Here is a 14,441-nt window from a genome sequence, read left to right as displayed (position 1 = left end):
ATGGCTTCGTACCACCAGCGCAGTGAGCCGAGTATGCCGGTTTCGTGGATGCGGTCAACCTTTCCCGTTTCTATGCCGCCGGTCCATAGTGGGGTGAGGGTGCTGATGGTTAGTTCCATACGTTTTGTGCTAGTTTCTATCGGTTCGACGCGGTCGATCTTCAGGTGTTGCCTGCGAGGTACGTTGATAATATCACGGTTCACAATCGGACGATGTACTGACATTGTGCCATATCTGCCTGCAGTATGACAACGTGTACCGACCTCACAGGAACGCAAAGGCGCAAAGGCGCAAAGGCGCAAAGGCGCAAAGAGCGCGAAGAGCGCAACGGGGAGGTGTGCCCACTCTTCACGGATTCCTGCATTTCGTGTACAATTATGACATTAGTGTAACAACATCGAAAGCACCGGCTATGAACTTCATGGAAATTACCCTGTACTACCTGTTGCCACTTTTCACCGTCGTCACGTTGTGGCTTGGCCTCACTTTCGGTCTGATCTGGCTCAACCGACGCGGGCAATGGGTGGCAGGGTGGGCGGTGTTCCTCAGTTTGCCGCTGCTTATCGTTGCGCACAGCGAATTGCTGGTGACCCGCCACGATCTCAGTGCTCTCGGTGCGTACCGGGCGTTTACCGCCGGTCTCGTGGTGTGGGCGTGGCACGAACTGGCCTTCTACAGCGGGTTACTGGCCGGGCCGCGCCGGAAACCTTGCCCACCAGACGCACGTGGGGTGCAGCGCTTCTTCTACGCCCTCGGCACTCACTTCTACCACCAGCTCGCCTTCTTGCTTGAGATGGGTTTGCTGATCTGGCTGTTGCAAGACGCCAGCCATTGGCTTGGCCCGCTCACCTTTGGGCTAAGCTGGGCCTTGCAGCAGAGCGCCAAGCTCAATGTGCTCTACGGAGTGCGGGCGCTGCAAGTCGAACTCTTCCCGGCACACCTTGCCTTTCTCGCCAGCTACTGGCGACCCGGCCCGCCGAGCGCGTTTTTTCGCCCTAGTGTTTCCGTCGCTACGTTGCTCGCGATTATGCTTTGGTTTAGCATTGGGGCGCATCTTGGCGATCCGGCGGCCATTCGCTTGGCCCTGCTCGCTAGTCTGTTTACCCTTGGTGCGCTCGAACACTGGCTTCTGCTGCTCCCTGCTCTTGCTCCCACCACCGCCCCGGCCACCGATTAACCGCGCCGTGTAGCCGCGCTTGTAACCTTGCGTGCTACTCTGCATGCAGGGAGCTGCATGCTCCTTGGTCGTGTGTGCGATACGCTGGAATTGCCGGCAATCCTGCAACCTTCCCCGCATGCCGGTCGCATACTCGTCTGCACTACAGCAATTCACGATCGTCATATTTGCGCACCCTTGCATCATTGCGGTAGTTGCACGAAACATCGCTTGTCGCAATATCGCGTATCGGTTATGATGAATGAGCAAGGTGTGCGGAAAAGGAGCATCCGCGCTATGTTAGAGGCCATTTTTGACCCTCAGTCGGTAGCTGTGCTTGGCGCGTCGCCTGAACCGGCGCGTCTCGGTCATCGTGTTCTGAAAAATATTATCGATCACGGCTATCAGGGTCGTATCTACCCGATCCATCCGCGCGCCACCGAAGTGCTTGGCTTGCGCGCCTATCGCTCGGTGCTTGATGTGCCTGATCCGATCGACTTGGCGGTGATCGTTATTCCACCCCAACACGTCAACGCTGCGGTTGATGAGTGCGGTCGCAAAGGGATTCGTGGCTTGGTCGTGATTACCGCCGGTTTTAAAGAGGTAGGCGGTGCTGGGCGTGAGCTTGAGCGCGAGTTGTTGGCAATCGTGCGTCGTTATGGCATGCGTATGATCGGCCCTAATTCACTCGGCATTATCGATACGATCAGCCAGCTCAATGCCTCGTTCGCCAATGCGATGCCGTTGCCCGGCAATATTGCGCTCATGTCGCAATCAGGTGCGATCTGTACGGCTATTCTCGATTGGAGCTATCAGCAAGGGATCGGCTTTTCGCGTTTCGTCAGTCTCGGCAATAAGGCCGATGTTGATGAGGTGGTGCTGCTTGAAGTGTGGAATCGTGACGAGCATAGCAAGGTAATTTTGGCCTATTTGGAAGCAATTGATGACGGTCCCGGCTTCATTCGCGTTGCGCGCGAGGTGACCAAGTGTACGCCGGTGGTGGCGATTAAGAGCGGTACTACTGTCGCCGGCATCCGTGCTGCCTCGTCCCATACCGGTTCGCTGGCCGGTTCTGAAACGGCGTATGAGGCCGCTTTTGCCCAGAGTGGAATTTTGCGTGCCCGCACGATGAATGAGTTGTTCGATCTAGCCCTTGTCTTTGCCTACCAACCGATGATCCGGGGGAATCGGGTAGCAATCGTGACAAACGCCGGCGGTCCCGGTATCATCGCTACCGATGCCGTTGAACGCAGCGGCTTGGCAATGGCCGAGTTTACCCCCGAAACCATCCGCTGCTTGCAAGAGAAGTTGCCGCCTAATGCGAATTTTTTTAACCCAATTGATGTTATTGGTGATGCGACACCGGATCGCTACGCTTGGGCGATGAAAGCGGCACTGGCCGATCCGAATGTCGATGGCTTGATCGTCCTTTTTACGCCTCAAGCCGTCTCTGATCCGGTAGTAACGGCACGCTTGATCGTCGATCTGACCAAGCAATCCACCAAGCCGGTTGTTACGAGTTTTATGGGTGGGTCGAGTATTAGTGAAGCGGTGCGTGTGCTGAACGAAGCCCGCATTCCCAATTATCTCTTTCCCGAACGGGCCGTTCAGTCTTTGGCTGCAATGTATCGTCAATCGCTCTGGCAGCAGCGTCCGGCTCCGACCTACCGCTATTTTGAAGTGGATCGCGCGCGTGTGGCCCAATTGTTTGCCGATGTGCGTGCTGCCGGTCGCGTGGAGTTGGGTGAGGTCGAAGCCCGACAGGTGATGGAAGCCTACGGAATGCGGTTGCCCAAGAGCCGCCTGGCTCATACCCCGGAAGAAGCGGTTGCGATTGCCAATGAGTTTGGCTATCCGGTGGTGATGAAGATTTCTAGTCCTGATATTCTGCACAAGAGCGATATCGGCGGTGTGCGCGTTGGGTTGTCAGATGCAGCCGCTGTTCGTGATGCATTTGAACTGATCGAATACCGTGCGCGAAAGTATGTGCCTGCGGCACGCATTTGGGGTATACTCGTGCAAGAAATGGTGCGCAAAGGGCGTGAGGTGTTAGTCGGTGTCAGCCGCGATCCACAATTTGGGCCGCTAATCGCCGTTGGTATGGGAGGCATTTATGTCGAAGTGTTGAAGGATGTTGCTTTCCGGCTCGCACCACTGAGTGTCGAGGAGGTACAAGAGCAGATTCGGTCGATCCGCGCCTACCCTCTGTTGCGTGGTGTTCGCGGTGAACCGCCGGCCGATATTGCCGCCCTCGAAGAGACAGTGCTGCGGGTAAGCCAACTGGTCACCGACTTTCCAGAAATTGTCGAGATGGATATTAATCCGCTCGTTGTCCATTATGAGGGCGAGGGCGCTGTTGTCCTCGATGCCCGGATCATCCTCAACTAGTGGAGGCAATGATGGCAACACTGTATGTCGCCTCAACTGAGACCTATGTTGGTAAGAGTGCCGTGTGCGTGGGTTTGTTGCGCCGAATGCAACAAGACGGCTACCGTGTCGGTTATATGAAACCGGTAAGCGTTTCGGTCACCCACACACCCGATGCGGTGCTTGATGAGGATGCCGCTTTTATCCGCCAGACCATTGGTCTTGACGCACCGATGGAGCAGGTTGCGCCGGTGCTCATTACACCGGGCGTTATCGAGTCGATCTTGCGCGGGCAACCCCATTCATTTGCGAAGACCTTGCGCGATGCCTATCTGGCCGTATCACGCCAGAAAGATGTGATGGTGTTAGAGGGAACCAATACGTGGGCCGAGGGCGCGCTGGTCGATCTGACGGCCGATCAAGTGACCGATATGTTGCAAGCGCCCGGCTTGCTCGTGTGTCGCTACACTTCGACACTGTCGGTTGATACCATTCTCAGTGTCCAACGGTACGTCGGGGATCGTTTGTTGGGGGTGTTGATTAATCAGGTAGAAGAGCCGCACCGTGAGTTTGTCCGGAATCGCGTGACTCCGTTCCTCGAGGGACGTGGCATTCCGGTGTTAGGTGTTCTTCCCCGCGATCGTTTGCTGTCAGGAGTGACGGTCAACGAACTGGCTCAGCATCTCGGCGGACAAATAATCGGTCGCCCTGAGTGGGGTGAGAAGATGCTCGATTCCCTGATGATCGGTGCAATGGGTGCCGAAGCTAGTCTCTCATTCTTTCGCCGGCGCGCGAATAAGGCGGTGATTACCGGTGGCGACCGGAGCGATTTGCAGTTGATTGCCCTGCAAACGAGCACGAATGCGCTGGTACTTACCGGCAATATCCGACCAACGATGCAGGTGATGGATCGTGCTGCCGAATTGGATGTGCCGATTATTCTCGTCGCCGATGATACGCTCAGCACCGTTGATCGAGCAGAGAAACTGTTTGGTCGGGTTCGGTTTCATCAAGAAGCCAAGTTGCGCCGTTTCACCGAGTTACTTGATACACACTTTGATTTTGATCGTTTGTATCGCCTCTTAGGACTAAAGATTCATTAGGAAAGGCTATGTCGACCGATCCGTTGCCCGAACAGGCTGAAGTGATTGGGCCGTTGGTGTTTGTTCCCAATCCCGATTACCCTTATCCCTTTCCGGTCCCCCGTCCCCCGCGGTTTTGGATGGAGGAGACAACCGGGCGATTAGCTGCTGCCGTTGAGCATTACATGCAGGGTGAACCACTGACGGCGGATGAGTTAGAGGTAATCAAGATTTATCTGACCCAGTATCTGGAACGGGCAGTGATCGAGGGGAGTGCCGACCGGAAGCGGTTGTTGAGCCGGATTCCGCGACTCCGTACCACCCGCGATATCGAACGTTTTGCTGATGAATTGTCTGAGGTGGGCGTTGAACCGTTCTGAGCTGACGATCTACCGCGTGTTGTTGCGCCCGATCTTGTTTCGGTTGGGTGGAGGTGATGCCGAGACGGCGCACGAACGTACCTTGCATCTGTTGGCGTTGCTGAGCCGTTTACGTCCGTTGTGCCGCACGCTGGAGCTACTGACGACCATTCGAGATCAACGACTGTCACGTACCGTCTTCGGAGTTCAGTTTCCCAATCCGGTCGGTTTAGCTGCTGGTATGGATAAGGATGGTGTGGCGTTGCCGGTATGGGCAGCGCTTGGCTTTGGCTTTGTCGAGGTGGGGACTGTGACGCACCATCCGCAGCCCGGTAACCCCCGCCCTCGTCTGTTTCGGTTACCGACCCACGAGGCATTGATCAACCGTATGGGGTTCAATAATGCCGGTGCAGCCGCCCTTGCCCATCGGTTGGCATCTTTGCAGCCGGCGCCTGTCCCGGTTGGTGTCTCGATTGGTAAGTCGAAAGTGATACCACTCGAACACGCCATTGATGATTATTGCGCTTCGTTTCGCGTGTTGTTTCCCTATGCCGCATATGTGGCGATTAACGTAAGCTCGCCGAATACGCCCGGTCTCCGCCAATTGCAAGATGCCGATCATTTGCGCGCATTGTTGTCAGCTCTGCAAGATATCAACACCGAGTTGGGGCGTACCCATCTGCGCGGGCCGCGCCCGTTATTGGTAAAGATTGCGCCCGATCTCAGTGAACCGGCGTTGGATGAACTCTTGACTGTTTGTGCCGACCATGCCGTTGCTGGGATTATTGCGACCAATACGACGATTAGTCGTCACGGTTTGGCCGGTGCTGACCCGGTGTTGGTTGTCGAGACCGGTGGCCTCAGTGGGCGACCACTGACGTTACGTGCCCGGCAGGTAGTACAGTATATTGCCCGTGCAACCGGTGGTCGGTTGCCGATTATCGGGGTCGGTGGCATTCATTCACCGGACGATGCACTGCGTATGTTCGAGGCCGGAGCGACGTTGATCCAACTCTACACCGGGTTGGTATATCACGGGCCGCTACTGCCGCGGCGGATCAACCAAGCTCTGCTGTCGTATCGTAAGAGAGCTTCATGACCGGTTTTCTTGGCACAAAAGCTACCTTTGCTCAAGATGTCTCGTTAGTAGGCAGCATTGTTGTTGCGATTGCTATGACGATCGGTGCGTATCTTGTGGTACGGGGCTACTATACTGCCCATCGCTGGGTGCAAACCGGTGCTGTCGCAGCGAATCTGATACTGGTGTTTGGCGTCATGATCCCATCGTTACTGTCAGTAACGCCCGATGAAAATCTGAACTTGCCGACAGCCGCGTTTGTGGCGATGCCCGCTCACGAAGTCGTCGGTACGGTGGCGATGCTGTTTGGGGTGTATGTGGTGTTGGTCGGGAATAGGTGGCTACCGGTCCGCTGGCGCTTTAACAACTACAAGCCATTTATGCGGCTGGCGTTTGCATTATATCTGGTCGCTACTATTGTTGGTGTGGTGGTATATTGGTTGATCCATACCTAAGCTGGCTGACAACGATGTGGTAGAATTGGGGAGTATTGTGAGTAGAATAATATTCGGTGCAATCTCTCGCTATCGTTGGTTTGTGGAATGAAAAGGGCCGTTGCATCGCAACGGCTCTTCTCACGAAACTTGTCCAAGTCGGTAAGATGTAACACCGGTTTGTGATCATCAAGCCTATGTCTATCTCGGCTCGTGAACGAATCTTCGTAGCACTCGATACCCCTGATGTAGCCAAGGCAATAGCCCTGGCCTCCCGGCTACGCGGGTTGGTTGGCGGTTTCAAAGTGGGGTTGGAGATTTGTACAGCAGTAGGTGCTCCACAGGTAGTACAGGCGTTGGCCGATGTTGGCGGAAGCGTGTTTCTCGATCTTAAATTGCACGATATTCCCAATACGGTAGCCGGTGCTGTGCGGGCAGTTTGTGCATTGGGGCCTGCGGTGCGTATGCTCACCCTTCACTGCACCGGTGGCAGCGCAATGTTGCGTGCCGCAGTTGCCGCTGCTCAATCGATGCCACAGCGCCCGTTGTTACTCGGCGTTACGGTACTGACCAGCCTCGATGCAGAGGCGTTGTCCGGCGAATTACGAGTTGTACCCTCAGTGACCGAGTATGTGGTACATTTAGCCCGGATGGCGCAGACTTGTGGTCTCGATGGAGTTGTTGCTTCACCACACGAGGTAGGCGCGATCCGAGCTGCTTGCCCTGATATACTCATTGTTACGCCGGGTATCCGGCCGCAGTGGGCTACTGAGGGCGATCAACGACGGATCATGACGCCGGCTGATGCGCTACGTGCCGGGGCTGATTATCTGGTTATTGGCCGCCCGATTACAAACCCGCCACCGACAATCGGTGATTCGGTGGTGGCAGTTGACCGGCTCTTAGCTGAGATTGAACCAGCGAGTACAATGCAATGAATAGTCACGAACCCGATCTCTTGACCATGCTACACCAATTGGGTGCTATTGTGACGAACGATCACATAGTCTATACCTCAGGCCGACACGGTAGCAGCTACGTCAATAAGGACGCACTCTACCCACACACGACGGCAGCAAGTACGGTCGGTGCGGCGTTAGCGCGCCATTTCGCCGAACTCGATGTGGAGACGGTAGCCGGTCCGACGGTTGGTGGTGTGATTATGGCCCAGTGGACGGCCTACCATCTTTCGCAGCTTTGTGGGCGAGAGGTGTTGGCAGTGTACGCCGAAGAAGAACATACCGACGCCGGCAAACAGCGCGTATTCCGGCGCGGCTATGATGCCTTACTTGCAGGCAAGCGCGTGCTGGTGGTAGAAGATGTCATGACAACCGGTGGTTCAGCCCGCTTGGTCGTTGAGGCTGTCCGTGCAGCAAGTGGAACCGTTGTTGGGGTAGGTGCGCTCTGTAATCGTGGTGGAATTACTGCTGTTGACCTGAAGGTGCCGATTCTTGTTGCTCTGACCGAACTACCGCTCGAAAGTTATCCTGCCGATGCATGCCCACTCTGTGCCGCCGGTATTCCGATCAATTCTCGCTTAGGCAAGGGGGCGGCTTACTTGCGTCAACACGCAGATCAGTTGTAAATGGTTGGGAAACGCGATGGAGTCACTGAACTATTTCTTGCGATTAAGTACTGCCGGACTGTTGCTCGATGTCGAGAGCTTTCGGATGCAGCGTGATAATCCGAGTACGCTACGCGATGGCTTTGTCGTGGTTCTGCTCATCGGTGTGCTGGTCGGAGTTGCTAGTATCATTGGTAATCTGCTGAGTATGCTGGCAATGCCTGATCCGCAGGCGTTTCTCGATGTGATCAAGAGTCATCTCGAACGTGCAGCATTTGTGACCGAATTGCAGCGCGGGAATCCGGGTTTCAGTCTTGATCCGGTTTTTGACCAACTGACAAGTCTCGTTGATATCTTACGCTGGAGTGGTCTGATCGGTGCTGTGATGACGCCGGTTGTCTATCTCATCAGTTGGCTCGTCTATGGTGCTGTTGCCCATGTGGCAGCACGTATGTTGGGTGGTGAAGGGTCATTTGCACAGACCTTGGGTTGCACTGCGCTTGCCAGTGGCGCCAATTGGTTGGCGGTGGTGCAGATTGTGCCATTCGCGCAAGTCGCCGGTACGACGCTGCTTGGCTTAATCGGGTGTTATCTTGGTTTGCGGGCAGCGCATCATCTGCCGGCGTGGCGAGCGTTTTGGGCAACGCTCATCGGGCCGATCTTCCTCGGTCTGTTGCTGATCGTACTCGGCTGTGCAGCGTTGGCAGTGTTGATCGCGGTCGGTCAAGGGGGGCGCTAACATGTCGGTGATTGATACGTTCAACAAAACCTTGATGCTCAACCAGAGTGTCTTTATCGAAATGCGCGATGCTCGTGATGGCGTCCAGCGCGGGCTACTGCTGATTTTAATGGTCGGCTTGCTCGTAGGTGCAATCCAGAGCATTAATGGACTCATCGCATCTATGAATCCCGAACGGGTTGTACAAGATATCTTAACAAGCTATCGCCAAACGATTGAACAGCAACGCGCGGCTGCTACAACACCTGAACAGCACGAAGCCATCAGGATACTCGAAGAGAGCGAAACGTTCATTGCCGATCTCGTGCGCGATCTCCTAAGCTTGCCGTCAGCGTTACCGCGACCGGTTGCATTGCTCTTGCAAGTCCTTGGTCAAACCGTCTCAGCGCCGCTAAGCTATCTGGGTGACATGCTGTTGGCAGTGGTATTGACGCATGTTGCAGCGCGTCAGTTGGGTGGTCAAGGCGGTATTCGCGCTATGGTTGCCGTTGGTTCATTGTCGGTAGCACCGCACGCGCTCGATGCACTGACCTTCATCCCTATTCTCAGTTTTCCCTTAGGAGTGATTGCTTGGGGATGGGGATTGATTATCTTAATCAACGGTACGGCGGTGGTGCATCGGTTTGATACCGGTAGAGCAACGTTGGCCGTGCTTCTTTATCCAAGTTTGTTGATCGTACTCGGCATTCTATTCAGTTGTTTGCTCATCGTCCTGCTGACGACGTTGGTAGCGACGGTATAGCGTAAGCGAAGAGAGGTGGGCGCCTCGTCCCACCTCTGTTGATTATGCCTAATCACTACGCCCGTACTCATATACGAGGCGATCTTGCCAAATCGGCAATGCCCCACCACGACTGATCAGCGCTGCCCCTAGCCCCCAACTTGCCACCGCATAGCCTATCGCTAGTGCAACGGTAGGTGCAACCGTACTTACGACAACGAGCGGTGTGATAATGATGAGTGTACCAACTGCGGCAGCCAGTGGTGGTCTGAGTGCCCATGTCGGCGGCCAAGCAGCCGTAAGTGCGCGGGCAACACCGGTAAAGCCAATCGCATATGGGACGTGCAGAAGGAGGCTAAGTGGGAGAAAGAGGATTGGCCCGATCAGGGTTAGCGTCAGGAGGCCAACGACAAACGGTAATGCCGCGAGTATGAGCACGGTCGAGAGAAAACCGACCAGCGCACTGCGCAGTGGTGCGGCACGCAATGCGCGACCAATGCCTGCGGTCCGCCGTGGCCAGATCAGCGTCAAACCTACCGTAAGCAGGATAGTGATAGTTGCACCGATAATACCGCTTATTCCTGTGGGGAGAAAGCGGCGACTTTGCGGTTGACCACGCAGTGCATTGATCAATGCAGTCGTAACCGTTGAACCGGCAAGCGGTTCGATCCCGATCACAGCACCGTTGGCTTCAGCTCCACTCTTCATCTGCACACCACCGGTGAGAGAGAGAACATTCCCTTCCACCACTGCACCGCTGTCTAGCTCAATTGAACCGGTATAACTGACAATATCACCCCGAACGACACCTCGTACCGTGATCGAACCAAACCAGCTCGTTATATCGCCATCAACCTCGCCGAGCACGAGCACCGGTTGATCGAAGGTAGCAATATCACCGTGATACAGCTCATCGACGGCAATTACCAACGGTGCTGGCTCTTGGGCAGCAGCCGATGTTGGCACGGCAACCCACGTCAAGATGATGATAAAAAGAACAAGCCGACGTCGTTTCATCACTCAACCTCAGCTAATGGCGCGTCAATGATCAATGTACGCCAAAGCCAACCACCGCCGATCAAGAGGAAGAGACTTGGAATGAGCCACCAGGCTGTTGTAAACCACAGATTCCAGATCGGTTTAGCGATCAACGTTAGCGTGACAAGCAACCGTCCGGTGTCCGTCTCCAGACCACCGACGAGCAGAGCCGGGCCGGTACTATCAATCCATAGGCCCCACGCGCCAATTGCCAGTAATACGAGTGGTAATACCGGCCAAAGTTGCCACCATGGTCGACGGTATGTCGGCGTCGGCGTTACGCCAAAAAGCTGTCGTACTACCCGTGCCGACAGATCGGGTGGCGGTGGAGCCATCTGTGGCTCACCCCAGCGGGCTAGTAACGCGCGGGTTTCGGCTTCAATTTGAGCCATCTCTTCGTCGGTGAACTCATCAGACCCTCTCATAGCTCCTCCTCCATCGCGAGGGCCTCTTGCAACATTTTACGTGCTCGGTGTAGCCGTGTTTTGACGGTCGCTTCGGTAAGACCGAGGATGGTACCGATTTCTTCATACGATAAATCGTGCCAGTAGCGCAAGACGGTAACACTCCGGTACATTTCGGGCAAACGCTGCAAAGCGCGCTGAATAATTTCCCGACTAGACTGCTGTAGCGCGCTCCGTTCTGGTCCTAGCTGCGTGCTTGGCAACCAAAAGGCGACGTCATCGAGTGTGATCCAGTGAAACCGTCGTCTTCGTAGGCGGTCGATACAGTAGTTTGAGCCGATGGCAAGGAGCCAAGTCACCAACCGGCGTGACGGATCATAACTCTTCAGATTACGAAACGCGCGCAGGAATATCTCCTGTACTGCATCTTCCGCCTCGAATGCGTCACCGAGCATACGATACGCTTGATTATACAAAACTCCGGTGTAACGCTGTACAATCAGCGCGCAAGCCGATTGATCGCCGGCGCATGCTCGGTTAACGAGGTCAACTTCATCACATTGTGGATCGCTCACACGCGCTCCTCATCGCAATCATGTACGTATTAGTTTACGAAAGGTTACCGTCAGCACGAACTTGCAAGACAACGCAGGTTCGTGTACCATCTTCGTGATGCGGCGGTCTGCCGTCAACCGTTGTCGATCCACTGGAGGAAGTTGTGGCTGCTCATATTAATCGTGAACAAATTCGCGCCGCACTGGCTGAAACCGATCCGGCTGTTAGCTTTTACCTTGATTTGAATTCCGGTGAGGTGTTGCGCGTCCCCGACACCGATCCGAGTGCCGAAGCTGAAGCGCTGCGCAATCAGGTGATGGAAGGGTATGGGGATCGATACCGCTACATTCCGGGCGGAAAAACCAACCCGACCGATAGCGATGTGCAGCTCTGGCTCGAGGCAGAGGGATTAGCCTAAACGCCGGATACCGGCAAAGTGAAGGATCGTACTGCTCCTGGGATACGTCGTACTTCATCCCCTATTCCATCTGGATGGGCGGACATTGGTTTCCGCCCGCTATTGCTTGTACGCTTGCTTTGAACGATATTCAACGGAACCGAACCACTTCGTCTGTTCACAGAACGTTTACGTATACAGTAGGTAGAGCTAAGGAACTTTCCGGCGATGATGCGTGAATTATTGTTTTTCGTAAGGCTTACCCACTGCCGCCGGTCCAACGGCTCGCCCGATCAGTCCGGCTAGCACGATCATCGTGACCACATAGGGGATCACTTGCAAGAACTGCACCGGTACCGGTCCACCCAAAACTTGTAACTGCAAGATTTGGAAGCGTGTTCCTAACGCCTCGGCGAACCCGAACAGCATCGCACCACCAAATGCGCCAAATGGCATCCATTTTCCGAAGATCATTGCCGCTAGCGCGATAAAGCCCTTACCGGCTGTCATCCCATCGTCAAATTGACCAACGGTCTCGATTGAAAACCACGCACCTCCCAACCCGGCAATACATCCGCTAATGAATACATTGATGTAGCGCATCCGATTGACGGCGATGCCTACCGTATCTGCCGCTTTCGGATTCTCGCCGACGGCTCGTGTCCGTAAGCCCCAGCGGGTCTGAAAGAGGATGATATGGGTGATGACCACCAGCAGAAGCATTGCAAAAAAGATCGGTTTGCCACCAAAGACTAAGGGGCCAATGATGGGGATCGAATCCAGCGAGCGGGCCAGATCGGGAAACCCGGCATTGGCGATCATTGCCGAAAGCGAAGGTAATGTTACCCGTCCACCACCTTCAACGACGATGTACTGACGGCGGAGATAGCCGGTAATGCCAATGGCTAAGATATTAACGACCGTACCGCTAATGATCTGGTCGGTGCGAAACGAGATTGAGAGTACGCCGTGCAGTAATGCCATCATCCCGCCGATAATGACGGCGCCAACCACACCAAGCCAGATATTACCGGTAAAGATGAAAATGGCAAAGCCGAAGGCCGCACCCATTAACATCATCCCTTCAATGGCGATGTTAATGACCCCCGAACGTTCGGCCCAGATGCCAGCTAATGCACCAAGTGCCAACGGTGTGCCCAGGCGCAACGACTCACTTAGCATGACGGTCGCGTTAGTTTGCTTACCGGCAGCGGCCCAGATTAAAATCGCCGGGAACAGGAGCACGGCACCGATCCAAAGCAAGCTATCAGTCCAACGCGAGACGAGATTGCTCAGCCCAAGTACCCCGGCTACCGTTGCAATGAGACCGATCACGCTTAAGCTCCACGCCGTTGGAAAATTGATAATCGGCTGTGGCACGGCCAAGGCAATGCGACTCACTACGTCATCACCTGCCAGTGCCGGCGGAAGATAGTTAAACAACATCAACAAGCCTAATAAGGTAAAAAAGCCAGCGATAATGTGCTGGCGAGTAATGCCACGACGGCTTTTGCTCATTGACAACGTCCTTTCCTGTTCACACTTGCAGCCGATATGATACCATAAGCAGCAAGCTTCTGAATAGATCCTATGGGGGAATGACTAACAATGAGCGATTCGGAACAGCTTTCATCTGTTTCTGATCAACCACCTCTGTTTCCACCTTTACCCACACCCTCATTACTGCAACTTATCGAAGCTGTACTGTTCGTAGCCGGTGAGCCGGTTACACTTGAGCAGTTGGCTCGCGTACTTGAAGTTTCACCAGAGCAGATTGAAGCCGCTATTGAGGAATTGAGTGCGAGCTATGCGCAGCGCGGTATTCGCCTCCAACGCCATGGCGATCAGTTGATGTTGGTGAGTGCCCCAGAGGCAGCCTCGGTGATTCGTCGGTTTCTTGGTAGTCAAAACGGCCAGCGTCTTTCCCATGCAGCACTCGAAACCTTAGCAATTATCGCGTACCGACAACCGATCACGCGCGCTCAGATTGAATCCATTCGTGGTGTTGATAGTAGCGCTGCTCTCCGTGCGTTGCTCGCACGCGATCTTATCTGTGAGGTCGGTCGTCTGGAGACGTTGGGTCGCCCTATCCTCTATGCTACTACTCCGACGTTCCTCCAACAATTCGGTTTAACCAGTTTGGCCGATCTGCCACCGGTTGATCTCCCAGAATCGTAATTGCCTGGTATGTCTATCCACCATCTTCTCCCTATCTGTCCACCCGTTATCCACAAGCGAGGGGTGACAATTCAGCGAGCGTGCGTAGCGGTAATAGGCGCACTCTGATGCGATCAAACGCTGTTGTCTTAAGAAGTGAACTGTCATGTTATCCACATTTTTCCACAGTTCACTCTCAACATAATACGTTCTGTGCTAGATTACGTTCGCAAGAAACTCTCCACGACCATAACTTATCACTATAAGAAACGTTTATAGATTACCCGCGTTATGTTGCTTGAAATATGAGAACAGATCGAGTATGATGGCGCTACATCAATTGAAAACTTGCTGCCCGCGCTGACCACAAGCGCACCGCGCAGACTCAGG

17 protein-coding genes are annotated in these 14,441 nt (G+C 54.6%); 12 read left to right on the top strand and 5 right to left on the bottom strand.

The window, feature by feature from the left end; translation table 11 throughout:
• Positions 1-119, bottom strand: a 119-nt coding sequence (gene cmr1 / locus AC01ZF_RS08750) for a type III-B CRISPR module RAMP protein Cmr1 (RefSeq protein WP_476575293.1), incomplete at its 3' end; no start/stop codon positions are given.
• Between the two features lie 302 nt (positions 120-421).
• On the opposite strand from cmr1, the gene puhE reads away from it, so the two are divergent.
• The 10 genes from puhE (at position 422) to AC01ZF_RS08700 (ending at position 9,521) form a co-directional block, all read left to right on the top strand.
• Complete coding sequence (gene puhE, locus AC01ZF_RS08745) at positions 422-1,177, top strand: putative photosynthetic complex assembly protein PuhE (protein ID WP_424676841.1); 756 nt, start codon at positions 422-424, stop codon at positions 1,175-1,177.
• A gap of 276 nt (positions 1,178-1,453) precedes the next feature.
• Positions 1,454-3,544: an acetate--CoA ligase alpha subunit gene (acs, locus tag AC01ZF_RS08740; RefSeq protein ID WP_424676842.1), complete on the top strand. Its 2,091-nt coding sequence runs from the start codon at positions 1,454-1,456 to the stop codon at positions 3,542-3,544.
• Positions 3,545-3,555: 11 nt separating this feature from the next.
• A complete protein-coding gene (locus AC01ZF_RS08735) occupies positions 3,556-4,626 on the top strand; it encodes a phosphotransacetylase family protein (protein WP_428111296.1) in 1,071 nt (356 codons plus the stop codon).
• Between the two features lie 8 nt (positions 4,627-4,634).
• Complete coding sequence (locus AC01ZF_RS08730; protein ID WP_424676843.1) at positions 4,635-4,985, top strand: hypothetical protein; 351 nt, start codon at positions 4,635-4,637, stop codon at positions 4,983-4,985.
• Entirely contained in the window at positions 4,972-6,063 is a 1,092-nt protein-coding gene (locus tag AC01ZF_RS08725; RefSeq protein WP_424676844.1) for a quinone-dependent dihydroorotate dehydrogenase, read from the top strand. Before AC01ZF_RS08730 ends, AC01ZF_RS08725 begins: the two co-directional genes overlap by 14 nt.
• Positions 6,060-6,497, top strand: coding sequence for a hypothetical protein (locus AC01ZF_RS08720; protein WP_424676845.1), 438 nt, complete (start codon positions 6,060-6,062; stop codon positions 6,495-6,497). The genes AC01ZF_RS08725 and AC01ZF_RS08720 overlap by 4 nt, the downstream gene beginning before the upstream one ends.
• 176 nt (positions 6,498-6,673) lie before the next feature.
• Positions 6,674-7,414, top strand: a complete 741-nt coding sequence (gene pyrF, locus AC01ZF_RS08715) for an orotidine-5'-phosphate decarboxylase (RefSeq protein WP_476575292.1) — start codon at positions 6,674-6,676, stop codon at positions 7,412-7,414.
• A complete protein-coding gene (locus AC01ZF_RS08710) occupies positions 7,411-8,061 on the top strand; it encodes a phosphoribosyltransferase family protein (RefSeq protein ID WP_428131170.1) in 651 nt (216 codons plus the stop codon). Before pyrF ends, AC01ZF_RS08710 begins: the two co-directional genes overlap by 4 nt.
• Positions 8,062-8,077: 16 nt before the next feature.
• Positions 8,078-8,779 carry a Yip1 family protein gene (locus AC01ZF_RS08705; RefSeq protein WP_424676848.1) on the top strand — a complete coding sequence of 234 codons (702 nt, stop codon included), beginning with the start codon at positions 8,078-8,080 and terminating at the stop codon, positions 8,777-8,779.
• A 1-nt stretch (position 8,780) separates the two neighbouring features.
• On the top strand, positions 8,781-9,521 hold the full coding sequence (locus tag AC01ZF_RS08700; protein WP_424676849.1) for a Yip1 family protein: 741 nt from the start codon (positions 8,781-8,783) through the stop codon (positions 9,519-9,521).
• A 48-nt stretch (positions 9,522-9,569) separates the two neighbouring features.
• On the opposite strand, the gene AC01ZF_RS08695 is transcribed toward AC01ZF_RS08700, so the two are convergent.
• Genes AC01ZF_RS08695 through AC01ZF_RS08685 form a run of 3 tightly spaced genes read right to left on the bottom strand, consistent with a single transcriptional unit; the run spans position 9,570 to position 11,517 of the window.
• Positions 9,570-10,517 (bottom strand): bactofilin family protein, encoded by a 948-nt coding sequence (locus AC01ZF_RS08695; RefSeq protein WP_424676850.1) that lies wholly within the window; start codon positions 10,515-10,517, stop codon positions 9,570-9,572.
• Entirely contained in the window at positions 10,517-10,963 is a 447-nt protein-coding gene (locus AC01ZF_RS08690; RefSeq protein ID WP_424676851.1) for a hypothetical protein, read from the bottom strand. The genes AC01ZF_RS08695 and AC01ZF_RS08690 overlap by 1 nt, the downstream gene beginning before the upstream one ends.
• The gene (locus AC01ZF_RS08685; RefSeq protein ID WP_476575291.1) at positions 10,960-11,517 is read right to left on the bottom strand and encodes an RNA polymerase sigma factor; all 558 of its coding nucleotides are present in this window, start codon (positions 11,515-11,517) and stop codon (positions 10,960-10,962) included. Before AC01ZF_RS08685 ends, AC01ZF_RS08690 begins: the two co-directional genes overlap by 4 nt.
• A gap of 143 nt (positions 11,518-11,660) precedes the next feature.
• Between AC01ZF_RS08685 and AC01ZF_RS08680 the strand changes: the two genes are divergently transcribed.
• Complete coding sequence (locus AC01ZF_RS08680; protein WP_015942526.1) at positions 11,661-11,915, top strand: UPF0158 family protein; 255 nt, start codon at positions 11,661-11,663, stop codon at positions 11,913-11,915.
• Positions 11,916-12,134: 219 nt separating this feature from the next.
• Here the strand turns inward: AC01ZF_RS08680 and AC01ZF_RS08675 are convergent, their stop codons facing one another.
• Positions 12,135-13,412: an ABC transporter permease gene (locus AC01ZF_RS08675; protein WP_428111306.1), complete on the bottom strand. Its 1,278-nt coding sequence runs from the start codon at positions 13,410-13,412 to the stop codon at positions 12,135-12,137.
• Between the two features lie 90 nt (positions 13,413-13,502).
• On the opposite strand from AC01ZF_RS08675, the gene scpB reads away from it, so the two are divergent.
• On the top strand, positions 13,503-14,072 hold the full coding sequence (scpB, locus tag AC01ZF_RS08670) for an SMC-Scp complex subunit ScpB (protein ID WP_424676854.1): 570 nt from the start codon (positions 13,503-13,505) through the stop codon (positions 14,070-14,072).
• The last annotated feature ends 369 nt before the right edge of the window (positions 14,073-14,441 follow it).

This window comes from Chloroflexus sp., from assembly GCF_056331925.1.
This window is presented reverse-complemented; position numbering and strand designations above follow the sequence as displayed.